This is a genomic window from Lysinibacillus capsici (assembly GCF_020217405.1).
Classification (GTDB): Bacteria; Bacillota; Bacilli; order Bacillales_A; family Planococcaceae; genus Lysinibacillus; species Lysinibacillus capsici.
On the sequence record NZ_CP084108.1, the window covers coordinates 3,659,587 to 3,680,147 of the forward strand.

Sequence of the window (20,561 nt, forward strand, 5' to 3'; positions counted from 1 at the left end):
ATCAATGGAGGGTTGTGTATGGAAACATTATTCGAAAATATGATTACATATGAAGTTGGCATAAAATTAGTTATTGCAGCCACATTAAGTTTAGTAATCGGTATCGAAAGGGAATTAAAGAAAAAACCAGTTGGATTAAAAACAAGTTTAGTTATTGCTACTTTCAGCTGCTTATTAACGATTATCTCCATTGAAACAGCCTACTCAACCCCCGCTAGAGAAGATATTAATATTACGATGGACCCTCTTCGTTTAGCAGCACAAATTGTTAGTGGAATTGGCTTTCTTGGTGCAGGAGTCATTCTAAGACGCGGGAATGACAGCATTACGGGTTTAACAACCGCTGCTATGATCTGGGGAGCCGCTGGTATCGGTATTGCGGTTGGTGCAGGTTTTTACATGGATGCAACACTAGCTGTTGTGATCATTGTTTTTGGAATTGAAGTACTATCACCTTTTCTTATGAAAATCGGACCCAAGAGAATTCGTATGCGGGAAATTTTATTAAAAGTTCAAATTGATGATGACAACCATACCGAATCATTTCTATTATTTTTAAAGGACAACAACATTATCATTGAAAATATACGCATTAAAGATGTGCACTTAAAAAACGATAGTGTTTTACATGAGTTAGATTTACGCCTTTCCTTAATCGTCTCGGATAATTTGTTGTCATTTTATCGTTCATTACGAGCACTATCTTATATAGAAAAAATCGAAATGGAAATTTTAAACTAGTTGGAGGATTTTTTATGGCAGAACTATTAAAACTACTAAAAGACGGTAACAAACCCTCTCTAATGGCTGCATGTGTAAATGCCTTTTTAGGAATTATTAAAGGAATCGCCTTTTTCTTTACAGGTAACGTTGCGATGTTTGCAGAAATGATGCACTCTCTAGGCGATGCAGCAAACCAATTATTTGTGTATATAGGTTCAGCACTCTCTAAAAAGGCACCTACAAAACAATTTCCTGGTGGCTTCGGTCGTATTGTCAATTTAGTATGCCTTTTTGCCGTAATAATTGTAGCTATCCTTTCTTATGAAACAATAAAAGAAGGTTGGCATCATTTTATTCATCCCACAGGAGAGTCTAGCGGGATACTGATTGCCCTAGGAGTATTATTCATCGGGATTGTTTTAGAAGGGACGGTCCTAGCTAAAGCGGCTGCAGAAGTGTTACATGAAGCAGGTCAAGAAAAGGCAGGTATTGCAGCTATTCCTAAAGCTTTCTCATACTTGAATAGGGCAAAACCAGCAACAAAATTAGTTTTTATGGAGGATTTAGTTGCTACTGGGGGCAACTTCTTAGCCTTTGCTGCTATTTTAATTGCTTATTTTACAGGTTGGGGTCGAATAGAAGGACTAGTTTCGATGATAATTGGGGTCATGATGTTTTATGTAGTTGGTAAGGTATTCCTCGATAATGCACGTGGCGTCATTGGCGAGACGGATGAAGAGATGTTAAACCATATCGCTCACCTCGTAATGGATGATCCGAATATTAAAGATATTGTGCGTCTTGAAGTGATTAAAGAAGGAGAGTTTTTACATGTAGAATTAGTAGCTGAAGCTGATCCGCTTTTATCGTTAGCCTTTTTAGATGATGTTCGTGATCATTTAACAGAGGTAATCCTAAGCCAAAAAGGAGTATCTAAAGTAGCTATTTTATTCGACGAGGATGACGGGAAAGCTAGCTGGATACATGTTGGTGAGAAACCTAACAACTCCATTTAATACTTTATAAAAACAAATAGCCAATTGCCGTATTTCAGGCAGTTGGCTATTTGTTAGACTAATTTTAAATTAGGAATATCCTCATAACCTACATAAACATGGTTTGTAATCATAAAAGTAAGTAATTTATTACAAGCAATCATTTGTCTTTTACCATTATGTTGAATAACAATTTTCGAAAATTGTAAGGAGGCTTGACGATTAGCTAATGCATATTCTTCTGCATTGAGAATATTTCTGCCATCCACATGACAACCCAACACAAAATTTCCTGCAAAAGAATCCTTTAATACATTCGGATGCATGGATTGATAATGTACTTCAGCAATTGAATCTTCTAAATTCATGAATTGATGGGCTACCAAATAATGTTTTAAAGCACCTTTTAAATCAATTGCAATAGCTGTATCTGCTAAAATTGTTCGATAATAAACAGGAACAATCTCAGCACCCCCCAAATACGGCTTAACTTCTACAACAATTTCTCCAGAAGGACGAACAAATAATTGTACAATTGCTTTATTTACACCATCCGAAAAAATAACATTTGTTTGCCCAAAACGCACGCTTTTAAAAAATATACTTTGATCTACAATGTATCCAGTGATAATTTTATCATTTTCAATTTGCAATGATTTCGCTTCAATTCCTAATACTTCTACACAATTTTGCATTTTATAAACATGTTGCTGAAATGGAATTTCTATACAACTTAATGTAACAATACGGTCCTGTAGCAATTGTTTCAACATTTGATCCCTCTCCTCTTTGTTTAATATTGTAATTATTTTAGTAAAGGTGGCTGAACAACTTCTGAACATTGACACACGAATTGACTGATTACGACAAAAAACCATTCTTTTCTGTCTTTCAATAAATCACCTTATAGTAAAACAATCTATAATATAGGTTTAATGACTCAGTAAAAAACCATGACTTTACTCACTTAAAATAAAGAAAAATGTATTCAAATTCCCTTTATTATCTATCTATTTTATTATATTGCAGGACTAAAGAAACTTCTACGACAAAATTCTACATTTATCGTTAATTTTTCTTAACCTTGCAATAAAAAAAGTATGAGGCTATAAGCATAGTCTCATACTTAATGTATTAAAGAGAATTTTGTAAAATAGTTCTTACATCTTCCTCTTGCAATCGATTAAAGTTGCCAAAAGGGCCATTTTGCATAGCATGATCTACAATTTGCTGGAATTTCGAATCATCAATATCGTAATCTGCCAAACGACTAGGTGCCCCTAATGATGTCCAAAATGCAGATAAACGATCAATTCCCTCATAAGCAACCTCTTCTACTGTTTTGCCTGTTGCCTCGACTCCAAACACACGTGTTGCTATACCTGCAAAACGCTCAGGATTTACTGGTACATTTAAACGCATCCAATGCGGTTGAAGAATGGCTAAACCACCTGCATGTGGAATGTCGTAAACAGCAGATACGGCATGTTCAATATTATGAGATGCCCAGTCCCCTCGTGAACCAATTGATAGGAATCCATTTAAACCAATTGTCCCTGCTAATAGAATGGTTTCGCGTAACTTCGTATTTTCTAGGTCCTCTAATAATTTTGGAGCTGTCGTAATAACCGTTCGCAATACCCCTTCACACATTTCATCTGTGATAGGAGTATTCGTTGTATTGTGGAAATATTGCTCAAATACATGTGACATCATATCCACTATTCCATATACAGTGTGATTTTTAGGTACAGTCACTGTATATGCTGGATTTAGTATTGAAAATTTCGGGAAGGCTGCTGGACTACCCCAACTTAGTTTTTCTTCAGTAGCAGCATTCGTTATCACTGATCCAGCATTCATTTCTGAGCCTGTAGCAGCAAGTGTTAATACCGTTCCTAGTGGTATAGCTTGTTCTACAAACACTTTACGTTTCACGATATCCCAAGCATCGCCATCATACTTAGCGCCAGCAACAATTAATTTAGAACAATCGATTACTGAACCACCACCCACAGCAAGAACTAAGTCAATTCCTTCTGTTTTGCATATCTCAATACCTCGTCTAGCTGTTTCCACTCGCGGATTTGGCTCTACACCACCTAATTCAAATACGGTCTTATCCGCCTGTTGTAATTTCTCTATAACAGCATCGTATACACCATTTGATTTAATACTTCCGCCACCATATACAACTAATACCTTGTTTCCAAATTGCTCTAATTCTTTCGGTAATTTTTCAAGTGCATCCTCACCAAAATGTAGTTTCACTGGGTTAAAAAAAGTAAATGAATCCATCTAATTCGCCCCTTTCTAGTTGGATTTTCTCATAATTACGCTAGAGAAAGCAAAGATTAAACGCTGTCAACACTTTGCTATTTCGAAGGCGTTTTTTCAAGCTGTTTAGATTTTGTTCAGGCAATAGTTGTATAGTACTAGACATTACATAAAATAAAAGGAATTTTTGCACATGCTTATTATTGTAATTGTTGTTGTAATCATAATTTCGGGCTTTTTTCTGCTAAGATTTTTTAAAATCAAAAAAATAAGGAACGAAAAAAAGATGCTATTAGAACAGCGTCTAGACCACCTTCTTCAATCGAATAAAAACGAAAAAAACGAGTCATCCGATTAAGGAAATGACTCGTTTTTTCATTTTTTGCTTAAACCCAACCACGGAAGCGAGAAGCTTCTGCAGTACGGCGAACACCTACCATGTAAGCTGCTAAGCGCATGTTGATGTTACGTGTTGTTGCTGTTGTATATACATTATCAAATGCTTCGACCATTTTTTTGTATAGACGCTCTTCCACTTCTTCTTCTGTCCAATAATAACCTTGGTTATTTTGCACCCATTCAAAGTAAGAAACAGTAACCCCACCTGCAGAGGCTAATACGTCTGGTACAAGTAAAATGCCACGCTCTGTTAAGATTTTAGTTGCTTCAGCTGTTGTTGGACCATTTGCTGCTTCTACTACGATATTTGCTTTTACATTATGTGCATTGTCAGCAGTAATTTGGTTTTCAATAGCAGCTGGTACTAAAATATCACAATCAAGCTCTAATAATTCTTTGTTAGAAATTGTGTTTTCAAATAAAGTAGTTACTGTTCCGAAGCTATCGCGACGATCTAATAAATAGTCGATATCTAAACCTTCAGGATCATGAAGTGCACCATAAGCATCTGAAATACCGATTACTTTCGCACCTAAATCATGCATGAATTTCGCAAGGAAGCTTCCTGCGTTACCAAATCCTTGAATAACAACACGAGCACCTTTAATATCAATACCACGTTTTTTTGCTGCTTCTTCGATTACGATTGTAACACCTTGTGCAGTCGCACGGTCACGACCTTGAGAACCACCAAGTACTAGTGGCTTACCAGTGATGAAGCCTGGAGAGTTGAATTCATCCATGCGGCTATATTCATCCATCATCCATGCCATAATTTGTGCATTTGTAAATACGTCTGGCGCAGGAATATCTTTTGTAGGTCCTACGATTTGACTTACCGCACGAACATAGCCACGGCTTAAACGTTCGATTTCGCCCATTGACATTTGACGTGGGTCACAAATGACACCGCCTTTACCACCGCCGTATGGTAGATCGACAATACCACATTTCAATGTCATCCACATTGAAAGCGCTTTAACTTCCTCCTCAGACACTTGTGGGTGGAAACGAACCCCACCTTTAGTTGGTCCTACAGCATCATTATGTTGTGCACGGTAACCAGTAAATACTTTTGTTGTACCATCATCCATTTTCACTGGGATACGTACTTGTAGCATGCGAAGCGGTTCTTTTAGTAATTCATACATTGCTTCATCATAGCCAAGTTTATTTAGAGCATCTTGAATGACATCTTGTGTTGATGTGAAAAGATTTAAGTTTTCAGACATTATTAAATCGCCTCTTTGTTTTTTTTAATGATAGTTATCGGCATCATTGTAACATACTTCCGAATTAAAATGTGAACATTTTGTTAAAGTTTAAATACTTTTTCAATTTGTTCAATTGACCAATCTAAATCCTCTTGAGAAATAACAAGTGGTGGTGCAAAACGAATCACTGTATCATGTGTTTCTTTACATAATAGACCTAATTCTTTAAGTTTTTCACAGTATGGACGAGCTGCTTCTGTTAGCTCCATACCGATAAATAAACCGCGACCACGTACTTCCTTAATAACTGGGTTGTTAATTTCTTTTAATTTACCTTTGAAGTATTCACCAAGTTCGTGTGAACGCTCTGCTAATTTTTCATCTAATAATACTTTAATAGATGCAATTGAAACTGCACAAGCTAAAGGATTACCTCCAAAAGTTGAACCATGTGAACCTGGGTTGAATACACCTAAAATACTACGGTTTGCAGCCACACAAGAAATTGGGAACACGCCGCCACCTAGAGCTTTACCCAAGATATACATATCTGGCTCTACTTCTTCCCAATCACAAGCAAACATTTTACCTGTACGTGCTAAACCAGCTTGAATTTCGTCAGCAATGAATAGTACATTGTTTTCTCGGCAAAGTTCACGTGCTGCTTTTAAGAAGCCTTCTGTTGGAATTACGATACCCGCTTCACCTTGAATTGGCTCAATTAAAAATGCAGCAGTGTTTGGTGTAATAGCAGCTTTTAAAGCTTCAAGATTACCGTAATCTACCAATTTAACATTTGGTAGCATTGGACCGAAACCACGACGGTATTCTTCATCAGAAGATAAAGATACAGCTAACATTGTACGACCATGGAAGTTACCATTACATGCAATAACCTCAGCTTTACCCTCTTCTACGCCTTTTACATCATATGCCCAACGACGAGCTGCTTTAAACGCAGTTTCTACTGCTTCAGCACCAGTATTCATTGGTAATACCATTTCTTTATTTGTTAACTTTCCTACTAGCTCATACCATTCACCAAGGTTTTCGCTATAGAAAGCACGTGAAGTTAACGTTACTTTATCAGCTTGCTCTTTTAAAGCAGCGATAATTTTTGGGTGACGATGTCCTTGGTTTACTGCTGAATAAGCAGATAACATATCTAAATATTTGTTACCTTCTGGATCTTTAACCCAAGCACCCTCAGCCTCTGAAATAACGATTGGCAGTGGATGATAGTTTGCCGCACCAAAATTTTGTGTTTGTTCAATAACTTGTTGAGTTTTTGTCATATCCTATTCTCTCCTTACTAATCATTATAAAAGAAAGGGACTATGTATCACTATAAGTAGAATGATTAAGAATATAGCAACAATTCAAACGAGAAATTTGCTAACTTCTCCAAGATAAACTACATCATGAAAGTTTACGGTTTTAGCCAGGGTAGCGCTACCTGGAGAAGTGTCACAAATTTATTCAAAATGCCTCAATTTCTACTTACTTTGAACAGCCCTCTCGTCAGTGTGAAAATTAAAGCATTTCTGAAGTTGTTTTTGCTTGCATATGCAGTTGTAGGTAGTCTGGGCCACCTGCTTTTGAATCTGTACCTGACATGTTAAAGCCACCAAATGGTTGGTAACCAACGATTGCACCTGTACAGCCACGGTTGAAGTAAAGATTTCCTACATGGAATTCTTCACGCGCTTTTTCTAGGTTCATGCGGTTAGTTGTGATAACAGCGCCTGTTAAACCATATTCTGTATCGTTTGCAATTTCAATCGCATGGTCGAAATCTTTTGCTTTTGCGATCGCTACCACTGGTCCGAAGATTTCTTCTTTCATAATACGTGCAGAAGGATCTACGTCCGCGAACACAGTTGGTTGTACGAAGTAACCGACTGAATCGTCTGCTGTACCACCAGCTACTAAACGACCTTCGCCTTTACCGATTTCAATGTACTCAGTAATTTTGTTGAATGCTGCTTGGTCAATTACTGTTGCCATGAAGTTGCTGTAATCAGTTGGGTCACCCACTGTTAAAGCGTTTGTTAACTCTTCTACGCGATTTACCACTTGCTCATATACATCTTCTACGATGACAGCACGAGAACATGCTGAACATTTTTGACCTGAGAAACCAAATGCTGATTTCACGATCGACTGTGCAGCTAATTCTAAATCTGCTTCTTTATCGACTACGATTGTATCTTTACCGCCCATTTCAGCGATCACACGTTTAATCCAAATTTGGCCTTCATTTAACACAGATGCACGTTGGTTGATACGTAAGCCGACATCACGTGATCCTGTAAAGCTGATGAAGCGTGTTTTTGGATGATCAACTAAGTAGTCACCTACTTCAGCACCAGAACCTGGTACGAAGTTAACCGCACCTGCTGGAAGACCAGCTTCTTCTAATATTTCGATAAATTTATACGCTACAACTGGCGTTGTAGAAGCTGGTTTTAATAATACTGTGTTCCCTGTTACTAAAGCAGCTACTGTTGTACCAGCCATGATTGCAAATGGGAAGTTCCAAGGAGAAATGACAATACCGATTCCTAATGGGATGTAGTCATAACGATTGTATTCACCTGGACGGCTTTCGACTGGCTGACCGTTTTTAATGCGTAGCATTTGGCGACCATAGTATTCCATGAAATCGATTGCTTCTGCAGTATCTGCATCAGCCTCTGCCCATGGTTTCCCAGCTTCTTTTGTTAATAAAGCAGAGAATTCATGTTTACGACGACGGATAATCGCTGCCGCTTTGAAAAGAACGTCTGCACGAATGGCTGGATCAACTTTTTTCCACGTTTTGAATGTTTCATCTGCCGCTTGCATCGCTTTTTCAGCTAAATCTTTGCTTGCTTTCGAAACGCGACCAATGACTTCTGTTTTCTTTGCAGGATTGTACGAAACGATTTTGTCTTCTGTTGTAATGCGTTCGCCACCGATAATTAGTGGGTAGTCTTGACCTAAGTAACCTTCAACTTTATTTAAAGCCTCTACATAAGCATTGTAGTTTGCCTCTTGTGAAAAATCTGTGAATGGTTCGTGTTTGTATGGAATCATACTTAATCCTCCCTTGTGAGATGTGTTTGGGTATGCAAAAAACATTGACGCAAAATATCTTTGCGTATAAAATATTCTTACACTTATTATAATGCAAAATTTCGTTGCATATTTCAAGTAAAAAATTTTTGAGGTGCACATTTTTATGAAAAATTCTGAACCTTTACTACCTTTTTATGAGTTTATTGCAACAAATGTATCCGTTGGTATTCATGCAGTAGACCTATCTGGCAAAACGATTATTTACAATACGAAAATGAAAGAAATTGAAGGATTTCATTTTGATGAACTTGCGGATCGTTCCATTATTGAAATGTTTTCCTTCCGTCAACATGAAAGTACGTTAATGCGTGTTTTACAAACAGGAAAAAAAGAAATGAATGTTAAACAATCCTACTGGAATAAAAATGGTCATGAAATTACAACAATCAATGATACTTTTCCACTTTTTGTTGAAGGCAAACTGATTGGAGCAATCGAATTTGCACGTGATATTACTTCACTGGAAAAGCTTGTTTATCAGCCCCTTCGTCGGTACGATGAACCATTAACATTTGATATGATTAAAGCTGATTCTGAATCCATGAAGCAGGTTATCGACAACGCTAAAAAAGCAGCTGCTGTAAAATTACCAGTATTATTAATTGGTGAATCTGGCACAGGTAAAGATTTAGTAGCAGAGGGAATTCACCACGCAGCTTCACCTGATCCTGATGCCTTTGTGACACTCGTTAGTCGCCGCTCAGCTCAATCGGTGCTTGATAAATTACAGCAATTATTAGAAGAAGATAAAGATTACACCTTCTTCTTCGAACGTATAGACTTTTTAAGCTTAGACATTCAAGAGCAACTTTTAGATATACTACAGTCACTTCCACAGTCCAAATATATGCTAATTGGCAGTGTGGGCAGTGATCCCATTACATTGATTGCCGAAAAGAAGCTGTCAAAATCTCTATATTATTTCTTTGCAACAATGGCTATTACTATTCCCAATTTAACGGATCGAAAAGAAGACATTCTTCCATTTGTAGAAGATTATTTTAGTCGACATCGAGAACGATTTGCCTCACAAGTCACTGAACTTGCACCAGATGTACAGGAATTATTTTTACAATATGATTGGCCAGGAAATCTAAAAGAGCTTGAGCTACTATTGGATGAAATTGTTTCATTTATGACAACAGAATCCACTGTTACTTCAGATTTATTACCTTTACATTTCCGCTTCAAAGTACAGCAGCAAGATACAAATAATCGTGAACCAGAATTTTTTATGTTCCATCAAAATCACAATGTCATGCCACTCGATGCCTATTTGCGTGAAGCCGAATCATATTATGTGCAAAATGTCTTAAATTTATATGAGGGCAATATAACAAAGGCAGCGAATGCACTTGGTATGAGCAGACAAAACCTACAATATCGAATCCGCAAAATAAAAAAGCAATAGAAAAAACGAGGATCCTTTCATTCGAAAGCATCCTCGTTTCTTTATTGACCAGATTGTTCAATCCAGTCCTGCAATTTATCTTTTAAGGAATTAAAACCATTGGCATCCGATTCATCTACACGGTCCTGCAATGATTTACGTGGTGGTGCATCCTTTTTTCTTACTGTTGCTGGGCGATCCTGTAGCGCTCTCATCGATAAACTAATTTTTTCGGCCTCTTCATCGATTTCAAGAATCTTGACTTCAACTTCTTGCCCAACAGCTAAAAATTCACTAACGTCCTTCACAAAGCCGTATGTGATTTCCGAAATATGCACAAGGCCTTGCGTATTGTCATCTAGTGCAACAAATGCACCGTATGGTTGAATACCTGTAACTTTTCCGGTCAACACGTCTCCTAATTCATATTTTTTTACCATAACCTTTGCCCACTTTCTCTTGTTTGCTACGTATATATCGCTTAAATTATAACATACGTGTAAAAACGGGGCAAAAAATCTCCTTATTCGGCAATGGCTGTAATGATGTAACGTTTTTCACCTTTTCCTGTAGTCACTGTACCTAATTGGAAGGTTAAGCGCTGGCCAATCATTTGAATGGATTCTGGTTTAACACCTACTTTAATGGTTGTTTGGGATGTATCTGTTGCATATAGAACTGTAAAATGTTGCATACCATCAAATTGAACCAATTTATCCACATCTACAGCTTGAGACACTAACTGTTTTACTGTTTCTTTATCGCCTTTTCCTTGTGCATATAAGAATAGGCTCACAACATTCATTGGGTTTAATGAATCTAGGATGGTATCATCTTTACTTGATACATACGCGTTGTATAAACCTTCCGTTTGGATAATCCAACGGTTATCAATTTGTAAACCTGTTGAACCATCATATATTTCTATATAGACTTCATTACTCAAATATGAAAGCTCCATCCTAATATCCTGTCTTGTTAGTTTGTCTATGGTTTTGGATGTTCCTCCTCTCTTAAATTCTTCGAGGATGAATTGTGCGGTCAAACGCATCGATTCCCCATACTTCCCATTAGCCGTATCATTTAATAGCTCTATATGTTCTGGTGAGTATCTAGTTTTGTCATCACCTTTCAAAAGTACAAGCCACGTATTTTCAAACTCTTTGTTTAAATTTCGCAATTGGAAATCGAGGTATGAATTTGATAAATCGTTAACTAATGTTCTTTCGTATAATTTTAAAATACGAGCAGATTCTTCTGCAGAAAAACGTAAATCCTCACCATTGAATAAAGAGCCTGTAGCCAAATATTTAAAATAACCTAATATATCAGGATGAAGACGGTCAATGGATACTGGTGCATCCTTCATAAAAATCGGATTCGTTCTAAAACTATAGTTTTGCCCATCATAAGACAACTCGAAATATTGTTTTTTTGCCGTTGCAATTAATTGATTTAGTTCTTTAGGATATTCTTTCTTTTTTTGTGACAGTACTTTATTATATTGGGAAAGTTCCTTTGTATAATATTCCAAAACATCTTTCGTTGCGTAGTAATATTTGCTAAAGAAATATCTAGGTTCGATAAATGACATCGGTTTTTCATACGTTTCAATTTGCTCTATTAGTTCTCGAGGTGTTTGCAAACAGTCTAATATTTCTTGCTCTAATTGTGTTAAATATTTTGGATCATCAGCCATTCTATTTAAAACTATTTTTTTATTTTTAGCTTTATCATTGTATATATTATCAGCAGATACAACAAATGTTAGTTTCTTAAAATTTTCCTCAGGTATATTGAGCTCAAGGCGTGTTTTTTCACGTTTTTCAAGATACTTCTTTTGAAATCTAGAAAACCAATCTTCATAGTTGCTTTCTATTTTTTCTTCATCTGAATGAACGAGTGCTGAAGGATGGAACATATAAGACGAAATTAGAATACCTACCAAAAGCACACTGGCAATACTTGCGATCCATACAGCCGATTTTTGCCATCTAGCAGAAGACTTTCGAACCGTATTCATACTTTCTAGAGACTCCCTTACATTATCCTCAGCTTCAATTTGCTGAAGAACTCGTTGTGGGTCAAGCTTCGGTTCCATTCGTTCATAGGATTTTTTCAGTAGTGCCATACGTTGGTCAAATTGCTTATCATCCATTTTCAACACTCCCATCTTGCATTAATGCTGCCTTTAGCTTTTCCTTCGCTCGTAATAATCGCACTTTCACCGTCGATAACGAAATATTTAAGACCTCAGCGATTTCTTCGTATTTTAATTCGTGGAAATAATACAACACGAGAGGATAACGGTATTTTTCGTCAAGGACCTGAATAGCACGATGTAGATGCCTGTCCTCTTCAAACAAAAGAACATTCTCTTCAGCAGATGAATGAGTCTTTTGCTGTTGGGCTTGTAGCTTGTCCTCTTTAGCCTGCTGCCGTTGTTCCTTACGATAATAATCACGCGTAGCATTTAATGTGATTTTATAGAGCCACGTGGTAAATCGATCCTGTTTAAATTGGTGTAAAAAGCGATACAGTTTAACAAATACCTCCTGTGAAACATCAGCTAAATCATTTGTATGTACGCCACATTGAAAGGCAAACTTTTCAACGGTTTGCTGATGTATACGGATAAGCTCGATATAGGCATCTTTATCTCCTTGCTGAGCCCTTGCTATTAGTTCAACCTCCGTCATAGCTACCCCCCCTTTTAAAAATGAAACGAAGCATTCTACCTAATTGTTACATAATTTAAATGTCTTTCCTCATATGTCATCTCTCTATATTTTTACTCCGTCAAATGTCTTTCTAGCTATCATCAATTTTCTGATATTTGCTTGTGTTATGAGAATATTGAGGTAAAATAATACTTTAGTATAAGGAGGATTTATTTTCGTGTCATCGAGGGATCAATTTACAACAAAAATTGGGTTTATTTTAGCTGCCGCAGGAAGTGCTATAGGATTAGGAGCCATTTGGAAATTCCCCTATATGGCGGGTACGAATGGCGGTAGTGTCTTTATTTTATTATTTATTTTATGTACTTTCTTTATTGGCTTACCCGTACTCATTGCTGAGTTCATGATTGGTCGTCGTGGTCAAAAGGATGCCGTCACTTCCTTTAAGGAACAAGCGCCAGGGAAGCCATGGTATTTGATTGGCTGGGGCGGTATGGTAATCGCAGGTCTTATCTTATCATTCTACAGCGTTGTTGGTGGATGGATTTTAAGCTACTTGGGTCGTGCCTTTACATTTAAGCTAACGAATGCTGGCTCTGACTTCAACTACGCTGATTTATTTGGCGATATTATTTCAAGCCCCTTTGAAGCAGTACTTGTACAAGGACTATTTATGTTATTAACAGTAGTCATTGTGTCAGCAGGTATTAAGGGTGGAATTGAAAAAGCCAGCACATGGATGATGCCTCTCCTCTTTATTTTCTTTATTGTCCTAGTTATTCGCTCTCTAACTTTAGACGGGGCCATAGAAGGCGTTAAATTTATGTTTGTACCTGATTGGTCCTATTTGAATGCTGAAACATTTTTAATGGCCTTAGGACAAGCTTTCTTCTCATTAAGTGTAGGTATTGCGGTTATGATTACATATGCTTCCTATTTATCTAAAACAGAGAAGATTGGTAACTCTGCGATTAATGTAGCATCTATGAATATTATTATCTCTTTACTTGCAGGACTTGTTATTTTCCCAGCAGTGTTTGCGCTTGGTTATACGCCTGATCAAGGGCCAGGCTTAGTATTCATTATTTTGCCAGCTGTATTCGAGCAGTTACCTCTTGGTGGCTTATTCTTAACAATCTTCTTCATTCTATTGCTTTTTGCTACAGTCACTTCTTCCATTTCCATGTTAGAAATAGTCGTGGCAATCGCTATTGGTGATAAACCAGAAAAACGTAGAAAAATTGCTTGGATTGGTGGAATCGTTATTTTCATCTTTGGTATTCCAAGTGCCCTTTCATTTGGCATATTAGCAGATGTAAAAATAGTAGATCGCTCTATTTTTGACTTTGTTGATTTTATGACTAATAGCATCGGAATGCCGATTGGAGCTTTGTTGATTTCAATTTTTGCAGGTTATTACTATACAAGGGATATTTCACGTAAGGAATTAGCTGCGTCTAGCTTCATGTTTAATATTTGGTACATTTTAATTCGCTACGTCTCCCCACTCGCCATTTTTATTATTTTCATTCAGGGGATTTTGCCTTTATTTAAATAAGTATTAGCCTCAATGATGCATTAAAAAAGAGGTTGTCCATTGACAACCCCTTTTTTTATAAGGAATATGCAAAATATTTTAAATAATACATTTCGCTTCAAATTTAATGGCAATTAGTTTGTAAGAAATGGCTACACAATCTTCAAACGGTATCCATTGCTCAAACGAATGCTCATATGTTTCTTGAATAACTTTTGCAAGTGTTGATGGATCATCAATCCCTTGCAGTGCTGCAACTACATCTGCTGTTTCTGTATCATAATGGTCTGGACCTAAGTGGAATGGATCCCACTCCTCTAGCAGATGGACAGCTGCTTGATTCATTTTTATATTTTCCAAAATACTCACCTATTATCCTTTGATCATACTCGTATGATACCATAGTAAAAAAAAAAGAAAAGAGTGATTTGCTTGTCTATTTTTGATCAAACTATCAAACGTCGATGTACAAACTCTGTAAAATGGGACGCAATGGAAAAGGTTTATGGCCTAAACGATGCCTCAGATATCTTGCCAATGTGGGTAGCCGATATGGATTTTGCTGCTCCAACAGCCGTTTCAAAGGCTTTACAACAACATGCTGAACATACTATTTTTGGCTATAGTTATATGAGTGAAGAAGCAATTCAATCCATTGTAGACTGGCAAAATACTCGCCATAACTGGCACATTGAGAAAGAAGCCATCCTATTCTGTAATGGTGTGGTGGCTGCATTAGCTAACAGCGTTGTTGCCCTAACTAACCCTGGTGACAAAGTACTCATTTCACCTCCAGTTTATCCGCCATTCTTTAACATACCAAAAAGTAATGGTCGTGAAGTTGTGAGCTGTCCATTAACAGAAAAAGACGGGTTGTTTGTCTATGATTTTGAAGCCTTCGAGCAGGCTTTAGCTCAAGATGTGAAAGCTTACATACTATGTAACCCGCATAACCCTGGTGGCTATGTATGGGATGAAGCTACTTTAAAGGAAATTGTACGACTTTGTGCTAAATATGATGTCATCATTATCTCTGATGAAATCCATGCTGATTTAATGATCAATGGGGATAAACATATTCCTTTAGCTAAAGTTGCAGGTGATGAAATCAATCGCATTGTTACGTGTATGGCTCCTACAAAAACATTTAACTTAGCAGGAATTCAAGTTTCATATATGATCGTAACAGATAAGAAAAAACGCTTGAAGCTAGAGGCCATCAATATGGCAAGTGGTCAAGGCTCATTAAATACATTTGCCTCTGTTGCCCTTCATGCAGCATACACAGAAGGGGCTCCTTGGTTAGATGAATTACTCCCTTATATTTCTGCCAATATGGATTATGTGAAAGCTGAGTTAGAGCAGATTCCAGGTATTCGTGTTACGATTCCTCAATCCACTTATTTAATCTGGATTGATTACCGAGAGCTAGCGCTTGAAGAGAAGGAGATCATGAACCGCTTACTTGAAATTGGAAAGCTTGCTCTAGAACCAGGTACAAAATACGGAGAAGAAGGTCGTGGCTTCCTCCGTATGAATGTTGCTTGTTCATTTGGTACTGTGAAAGATGGAGTCGAGCGTTTTAAAAAGGTCTTTGCGCAATAAAATGGTTGAAAGGATATCTCTCCCTTAGAGATATCCTTTTCTATGTTTAAAATCAAAATTTTGTGGAAAAGGTTCTTATCAATCGGATTTATACAGAGGTGATTTTACATGGACATTGTCCCATTAACGATTAAACGTGCTTATATGACATTCCTATTTCCCTTCGCCTATTCCGAAAAAAATCGTCAAAAAATCAGTGATGTACTACTAAACGAGGGCTTTTCCTTTTTCACCTTAAAAAATACATCGCTTGAAGACGCTTTTTATGGTGATATGACGATTATACATGAGGAGCTTGCCCAATTTTTCTATCCTTTTTTGGAGGATAAGTTATTTCCAAACGAAATGAATAACCCTGACTTTATTCGTTTTTCGAAAGCTTTTTATACACAAGGCGCCTTACATCTTCAAGAAAGTCAAATCAATTATGATTACGAAGTGATGAGTATTGATGTGACATTATGTCCTTTTGGGAATGGGATTATAACAGTAAGAACAAATATTATAGATCAATCACATGATCTAAGTGATATATTAAATTTTATTCACTATTTTAGAGTATTAGAGGCTAAACTAAGAGAGGAGAAAGGTGCAAGTCATCATTTTTTATTTGGTCATTGTTCTTCTACGAGTGAATTATTATTTAAGTATTTTATACCTTATTTAAAACCCTTTCTATTACATCAACAAGACCATAGCTATGAAGGCTTACCTTTCTTTGAAGATGAGCGAATGTTTGCCTCAGCTTATTTAATTGCAGAGGAAGAAGCTAAAATTATACCCGAGCATTTATTTCGATTAGGGCAAGTAGACGGTAGGACTCCTGCTGGCAAACCTTTTATTTCTAGCACTAATCCTCCATATATCTCTAATTATGTACAAGAGCATGCCCATACACGTTGGGCTCCTAACAGTTATATTATCACCTCGTCACAAGCACAAATAACGATTACAAATAGGCCGTTTGCCAAATGTACACATAGTATTCAAGAATTTATGGGTACGCACTATTACAATTTGTTCATCCATTATTTTTATAAAATGATGCTTTTAAAGCTTTCCTATGAGTATAGTGAAATAAAGTGGGGCAAAGATAAACAGGTTGTCAATGAACTAATCGAGCTGATTACAAAATTTTCTGCACGCTATTATTTTGAAGAAGTCATCGTACGAACAGAAGGCAGAGAAATTGCTCAATTGTTACGAAAGTTCTTCCGTATAAATGAACATTATGTAGAAACGAAAGAAACATTGAATAGTTTGTATCGAACACAGGAAGATCAATCCGATAATCGAAGTAATAATTTACTATTTATTTTAACAGTCTTTACAGTAGTATCAGGCATTTATGGGATGAACTTAGTCATTGAAGGTTGGAAAGATAGCAGTGATTTCAATAGCATCGGTAGTTATACACTCTTTGAATGGGTAGCCTTTATTACTGCATTGAGTGGGATTGGCTTGTCACTTGTACTGGTTTGTTTCACTGCCGTCAAGGCCCTGCAAAATACTATCCGACGCTTTAAAAAAAATTGATACAATAAAAAAGAATCTGCTCGCCCTCTGTGGCAAGCGGATTCTTTTTCTTATATATTCTGTTGATTGTTTGTGTTTTTCTTTTCTGCTAAAATCCGTGCTTCAATTTCTTTTGATTTTAATTCTTGTTTCTTAGAAATTTTTCTGAAAAGCGTAAACACGATAATACATAAAATAAGCATAATTAAAAATTCAAATGCTGCTGGAATATAACCTGATTTATCTTCTGGGAAATATAAAAATTGATACATAAAGTTCTGCATGTTCTACACGTCCTTATACGTATTATTCAAAGACTGTAATTGACTCAATTTTCACATCTTCTAATGGCTTGTCACGGAAATCTTTTTCCACATCTGCAATTTTATCCACAATGTCCATACCTTCTACTACATGACCAAATACTGTGTGTTTATGGTCTAACCAAGGTGTACCACCATTTTGAGCATAAGCTTCGATAATCTCTTCAGGGAAACCCGCCCCCTGTAATTGACGAAGCATATCACTTGGAAGGTGCTTCATTTGTACAATAAAGAATTGAGAACCATTTGTGTTTGGACCTGCATTTGCCATTGAAAGCGCTCCACGTAGGTTAAACAATTGCTCTGAGAACTCATCTTCAAAGGAATTACCCCAAATTGATTCTCCGCCCATACCAGTACCAGTTGGGTCGCCACCTTGAATCATAAAGTCTTGAATAACACGGTGGAAAATAATGCCGTTATAGTAGCCTGATTTAGCATGACCTAAAAAATTCTCAACCGTTTTCGGTGCGTGCTCTGGGAATAATTTAATTTTGATAGCACCTAATGTTGTGTTCATTTCTACAAGCACTTCGCCTGCTTGTACGTCTGTTGTTAACTGTGGAAACATGGAAGTCTCTCCTTTAATGATAAATTTCAGTTTCAATGAAAAAGATGCGCTTGCACCTTTTCTGACCTCATTTTAGTCTAACATACTTCCTACTGGTTTTCTCCATCTAAGTATTGACGATTTTTGCACTTTTACTATTCATTTTTAAAACTATGTAAATAGGTCTGAGCGAGTATTTGGAATCAATCCAAAATATGTTATTCTGATGAAGGATTTATAGAAAGAGTGGAGGCACACATGAAAAAGGCTTTTGGTTTTTTTATTATAGTACTATCCCTTCCTGCTTTATGGTGGATTAGCACAAACATTAAAACAGAAATCAATATTGCACAAGCACATGAGGAACAAATGACTAATGCTATACATTTACCTGAGGTAGAGGCCCAGCTACCTGTTACCCTTATTGATCGAAATGGGCAAACATTTAGTGAGGAATATGTCGAATGGCGGCAGCCACTAATTTTACAGGAAATTCCACAAATTGCCCAGGAAATATTCATTACCAGTGAGGATGCTGATTTTTATACGCATATTGGCTTTGATTTAAGTGCGATTATTCGTGCAGTTGTAGCCAATTCAAATAGCAACACAACCTCTCAAGGTGGTAGTACAATCACACAGCAACTTGTTCGAATGCGTTATTTATCTGAAGAAAAAACATATGAACGAAAATTAACAGAGCTTTTTTATGCATATGAATTAGAAAAAGAATTTGATAAAGAAGCCATTTTAACGATGTACCTAAATGAGTCCTATTTCAGTAATCAAGTCTATGGCATTGGCGGAGCAGCCACCTATTATTTTCAAAAGCCACTCCAAGAATTATCCATAGCTGAAATAGCCTTCATTGCTGCTATCCCAAATAACCCTTCCCTTTATAATCCTTTAAAGAATTATGATCAAACTAAAGCAAGGCAAGAGCGTTTGTTAGATACCCTTGCAGCAAATGGGGCTATTACAGAGGAAGCGGCAAAAGACTATAAAGCTGATCCCATTACATTAAATGTGAAAGATAAAATTCAAAGTTATCCAATGTATAGCACTTATGTTCTTCAAGAGCTAAAATGGCTTATTGCAGCAAAAGAAGGTTATGCGGATCGACTAAGCTCTACAGATAATGAGGAAGAAAAGAAAAAAATTAAAGCACAATTAGACAATCGACTCAATACTTTATTACAGAATGGACTCATCATTCACACCGCACTTGATCCTACTAAACAGCAGCATGATGAGGAAAAAATGTCAGCTATTTTAGGTACTAGCCCATTGCAAGCAGCAGGTGCAGCCATTGAAAACCAATCAAGAGAAATAGTCAGTCTGTATGCAGGAAAAAACTATGAAAAATTTGATTTCCATCGTGCATTCCAAGGAACACGTCAGCCAGGCTCAGCTTTTAAGCCTCTGGCAGTCTATGCACCATTCTTCGAAACAACATCTCATACACCTGATTCGATTGTCAATGGAGGGCGTTATTGTGTGGGCTCGTTTTGTCCACAAAACTATGGGGGCTATACGTATGGTGATGTGTCAATTCGTACTGCTTTTCGACATAGCTATAATACATCAGCACTTCGTCTCTTTCAAACCGTTGGCGTCGAGACAGCCTTTCATTACCTTAATCGCTTTCACTTCCGCTCGATTGTAGAGAAAGATTATAATTATGCCGCATCATTAGGAGGGCTAACCTATGGTGTAACAGCATTAGAACTAGCAGATGCTTATACTAGTTTTATTGATGGCTCTTATGTACTTGCTCATAGTATTCGCAAAGTCACAGCAATAGATGGAACAGAGCTTTATAGTTGGGATTCACAGCGTGAACATATTTGGTCTCCTAAAACAGTAAAATACATGCGTGAACTCCTTGCGGATGTTGTAGCAAACGGCACGGGTCAAGGTGTCTATAGTAACAGCAGCTACGTTGGTGCAAAAACAGGGACAACGAATGACTATCGTGACTACTGGCTTGCTGGACTCAATAATGAATATACTGCTGCTGTATGGCTAGGGTATGATAAACCTCAATCGATGCAGCAATTAGAAGACTACAAAATTCATCATCAATTATTTAATGTGTTGCTTGAATAGTAAAACAAATAAAAGGTAGTAGTCACTGAGACTATTACCTTTTCATAGTGTTAAAAAACAAAACGATCAATAAAATTTTTAGGAAAGGTTATCCCCTCTCTAATCATACAGATAATGAGTAAT

General features: G+C 36.9%; 18 protein-coding genes. 7 read left to right on the forward strand and 11 right to left on the reverse strand.

Annotated elements, in window-relative coordinates:
- Window positions 1-18 precede the first annotated feature (18 nt).
- Both LCP48_RS18125 and LCP48_RS18130 read left to right on the forward strand, forming a co-directional pair.
- The gene (locus tag LCP48_RS18125) at window positions 19-741 is read left to right on the forward strand and encodes an MgtC/SapB family protein (RefSeq protein ID WP_004233792.1); all 723 of its coding nucleotides are present in this window, start codon (window positions 19-21) and stop codon (window positions 739-741) included.
- Window positions 742-755: 14 nt separating this feature from the next.
- Window positions 756-1,739 (forward strand): cation diffusion facilitator family transporter, encoded by a 984-nt coding sequence (locus LCP48_RS18130; protein WP_004233788.1) that lies wholly within the window; start codon window positions 756-758, stop codon window positions 1,737-1,739.
- A 53-nt stretch (window positions 1,740-1,792) separates the two neighbouring features.
- Here the strand turns inward: LCP48_RS18130 and LCP48_RS18135 are convergent, their stop codons facing one another.
- From LCP48_RS18135 to pruA, 5 genes are all read right to left on the reverse strand, one after another.
- A complete protein-coding gene (locus tag LCP48_RS18135; protein ID WP_004233786.1) occupies window positions 1,793-2,491 on the reverse strand; it encodes a hypothetical protein in 699 nt (232 codons plus the stop codon).
- Window positions 2,492-2,852: 361 nt separating this feature from the next.
- On the reverse strand, window positions 2,853-4,016 hold the full coding sequence (locus LCP48_RS18140) for an iron-containing alcohol dehydrogenase (protein WP_004233784.1): 1,164 nt from the start codon (window positions 4,014-4,016) through the stop codon (window positions 2,853-2,855).
- Window positions 4,017-4,381: 365 nt separating this feature from the next.
- Window positions 4,382-5,626, reverse strand: a complete 1,245-nt coding sequence (locus LCP48_RS18145; protein ID WP_004233781.1) for a Glu/Leu/Phe/Val family dehydrogenase — start codon at window positions 5,624-5,626, stop codon at window positions 4,382-4,384.
- An 83-nt stretch (window positions 5,627-5,709) separates the two neighbouring features.
- Window positions 5,710-6,903: an ornithine--oxo-acid transaminase gene (locus tag LCP48_RS18150; protein ID WP_004233780.1), complete on the reverse strand. Its 1,194-nt coding sequence runs from the start codon at window positions 6,901-6,903 to the stop codon at window positions 5,710-5,712.
- 238 nt (window positions 6,904-7,141) lie between these two features.
- On the reverse strand, window positions 7,142-8,686 hold the full coding sequence (gene pruA / locus LCP48_RS18155) for an L-glutamate gamma-semialdehyde dehydrogenase (protein ID WP_225340404.1): 1,545 nt from the start codon (window positions 8,684-8,686) through the stop codon (window positions 7,142-7,144).
- A 145-nt stretch (window positions 8,687-8,831) separates the two neighbouring features.
- Here pruA and LCP48_RS18160 point away from each other — a divergent pair, with 145 nt between their 5' ends.
- On the forward strand, window positions 8,832-10,139 hold the full coding sequence (locus LCP48_RS18160; protein ID WP_004228412.1) for a sigma-54-dependent Fis family transcriptional regulator: 1,308 nt from the start codon (window positions 8,832-8,834) through the stop codon (window positions 10,137-10,139).
- 41 nt (window positions 10,140-10,180) lie between these two features.
- On the opposite strand, the gene yugI is transcribed toward LCP48_RS18160, so the two are convergent.
- The 3 genes from yugI to LCP48_RS18175 all read right to left on the reverse strand — a co-directional run bounded on the left by yugI (window position 10,181) and on the right by LCP48_RS18175 (window position 12,817).
- Window positions 10,181-10,558 (reverse strand): S1 domain-containing post-transcriptional regulator GSP13, encoded by a 378-nt coding sequence (gene yugI / locus LCP48_RS18165; protein ID WP_004228409.1) that lies wholly within the window; start codon window positions 10,556-10,558, stop codon window positions 10,181-10,183.
- A gap of 83 nt (window positions 10,559-10,641) precedes the next feature.
- On the reverse strand, window positions 10,642-12,276 hold the full coding sequence (locus tag LCP48_RS18170) for a hypothetical protein (RefSeq protein WP_009371957.1): 1,635 nt from the start codon (window positions 12,274-12,276) through the stop codon (window positions 10,642-10,644).
- Complete coding sequence (locus tag LCP48_RS18175) at window positions 12,269-12,817, reverse strand: RNA polymerase sigma factor (RefSeq protein WP_225340405.1); 549 nt, start codon at window positions 12,815-12,817, stop codon at window positions 12,269-12,271. Before LCP48_RS18175 ends, LCP48_RS18170 begins: the two co-directional genes overlap by 8 nt.
- A gap of 199 nt (window positions 12,818-13,016) precedes the next feature.
- Between LCP48_RS18175 and LCP48_RS18180 the strand changes: the two genes are divergently transcribed.
- Window positions 13,017-14,357 carry a sodium-dependent transporter gene (locus LCP48_RS18180; RefSeq protein WP_009371958.1) on the forward strand — a complete coding sequence of 447 codons (1,341 nt, stop codon included), beginning with the start codon at window positions 13,017-13,019 and terminating at the stop codon, window positions 14,355-14,357.
- A 78-nt stretch (window positions 14,358-14,435) separates the two neighbouring features.
- On the opposite strand, the gene LCP48_RS18185 is transcribed toward LCP48_RS18180, so the two are convergent.
- Window positions 14,436-14,696, reverse strand: a complete 261-nt coding sequence (locus LCP48_RS18185) for a DUF1871 family protein (RefSeq protein WP_004228396.1) — start codon at window positions 14,694-14,696, stop codon at window positions 14,436-14,438.
- Window positions 14,697-14,768: 72 nt separating this feature from the next.
- On the opposite strand from LCP48_RS18185, the gene LCP48_RS18190 reads away from it, so the two are divergent.
- Window positions 14,769-15,941, forward strand: coding sequence for a MalY/PatB family protein (locus tag LCP48_RS18190; protein ID WP_004228395.1), 1,173 nt, complete (start codon window positions 14,769-14,771; stop codon window positions 15,939-15,941).
- Window positions 15,942-16,049: 108 nt separating this feature from the next.
- A complete protein-coding gene (locus LCP48_RS18195) occupies window positions 16,050-17,477 on the forward strand; it encodes a magnesium transporter CorA family protein (RefSeq protein ID WP_004228392.1) in 1,428 nt (475 codons plus the stop codon).
- 50 nt (window positions 17,478-17,527) lie between these two features.
- Here the strand turns inward: LCP48_RS18195 and LCP48_RS18200 are convergent, their stop codons facing one another.
- Window positions 17,528-17,740, reverse strand: coding sequence for a hypothetical protein (locus tag LCP48_RS18200; protein WP_004228391.1), 213 nt, complete (start codon window positions 17,738-17,740; stop codon window positions 17,528-17,530).
- A 22-nt stretch (window positions 17,741-17,762) separates the two neighbouring features.
- On the reverse strand, window positions 17,763-18,350 hold the full coding sequence (locus LCP48_RS18205; protein ID WP_004228389.1) for a peptidylprolyl isomerase: 588 nt from the start codon (window positions 18,348-18,350) through the stop codon (window positions 17,763-17,765).
- A gap of 237 nt (window positions 18,351-18,587) precedes the next feature.
- Here LCP48_RS18205 and LCP48_RS18210 point away from each other — a divergent pair, with 237 nt between their 5' ends.
- Window positions 18,588-20,438 carry a transglycosylase domain-containing protein gene (locus tag LCP48_RS18210; RefSeq protein WP_004228387.1) on the forward strand — a complete coding sequence of 617 codons (1,851 nt, stop codon included), beginning with the start codon at window positions 18,588-18,590 and terminating at the stop codon, window positions 20,436-20,438.
- Window positions 20,439-20,561: the final 123 nt, after the last annotated feature.

Excerpts from the sequence above, each read along its gene's own strand:
- LCP48_RS18125 (WP_004233792.1), top strand. The coding sequence starts at position 19 with ATGGAAACATTATTCGAAAATATGATTACATATGAAGTTGGCATAAAA.
- LCP48_RS18130 (WP_004233788.1), top strand. The coding sequence starts at position 756 with ATGGCAGAACTATTAAAACTACTAAAAGACGGTAACAAACCCTCTCTA.
- LCP48_RS18135 (WP_004233786.1), bottom strand. The coding sequence starts at position 2,491 with ATGTTGAAACAATTGCTACAGGACCGTATTGTTACATTAAGTTGTATA.
- LCP48_RS18140 (WP_004233784.1), bottom strand. The coding sequence starts at position 4,016 with ATGGATTCATTTACTTTTTTTAACCCAGTGAAACTACATTTTGGTGAG.
- LCP48_RS18145 (WP_004233781.1), bottom strand. The coding sequence starts at position 5,626 with ATGTCTGAAAACTTAAATCTTTTCACATCAACACAAGATGTCATTCAA.
- LCP48_RS18150 (WP_004233780.1), bottom strand. The coding sequence starts at position 6,903 with ATGACAAAAACTCAACAAGTTATTGAACAAACACAAAATTTTGGTGCG.
- pruA (WP_225340404.1), bottom strand. The coding sequence starts at position 8,686 with ATGATTCCATACAAACACGAACCATTCACAGATTTTTCACAAGAGGCA.
- LCP48_RS18160 (WP_004228412.1), top strand. The coding sequence starts at position 8,832 with ATGAAAAATTCTGAACCTTTACTACCTTTTTATGAGTTTATTGCAACA.
- yugI (WP_004228409.1), bottom strand. The coding sequence starts at position 10,558 with ATGGTAAAAAAATATGAATTAGGAGACGTGTTGACCGGAAAAGTTACA.
- LCP48_RS18170 (WP_009371957.1), bottom strand. The coding sequence starts at position 12,276 with ATGGATGATAAGCAATTTGACCAACGTATGGCACTACTGAAAAAATCC.
- LCP48_RS18175 (WP_225340405.1), bottom strand. The coding sequence starts at position 12,817 with ATGACGGAGGTTGAACTAATAGCAAGGGCTCAGCAAGGAGATAAAGAT.
- LCP48_RS18195 (WP_004228392.1), top strand. The coding sequence starts at position 16,050 with ATGGACATTGTCCCATTAACGATTAAACGTGCTTATATGACATTCCTA.
- LCP48_RS18200 (WP_004228391.1), bottom strand. The coding sequence starts at position 17,740 with ATGCAGAACTTTATGTATCAATTTTTATATTTCCCAGAAGATAAATCA.
- LCP48_RS18205 (WP_004228389.1), bottom strand. The coding sequence starts at position 18,350 with ATGTTTCCACAGTTAACAACAGACGTACAAGCAGGCGAAGTGCTTGTA.
- LCP48_RS18210 (WP_004228387.1), top strand. The coding sequence starts at position 18,588 with ATGAAAAAGGCTTTTGGTTTTTTTATTATAGTACTATCCCTTCCTGCT.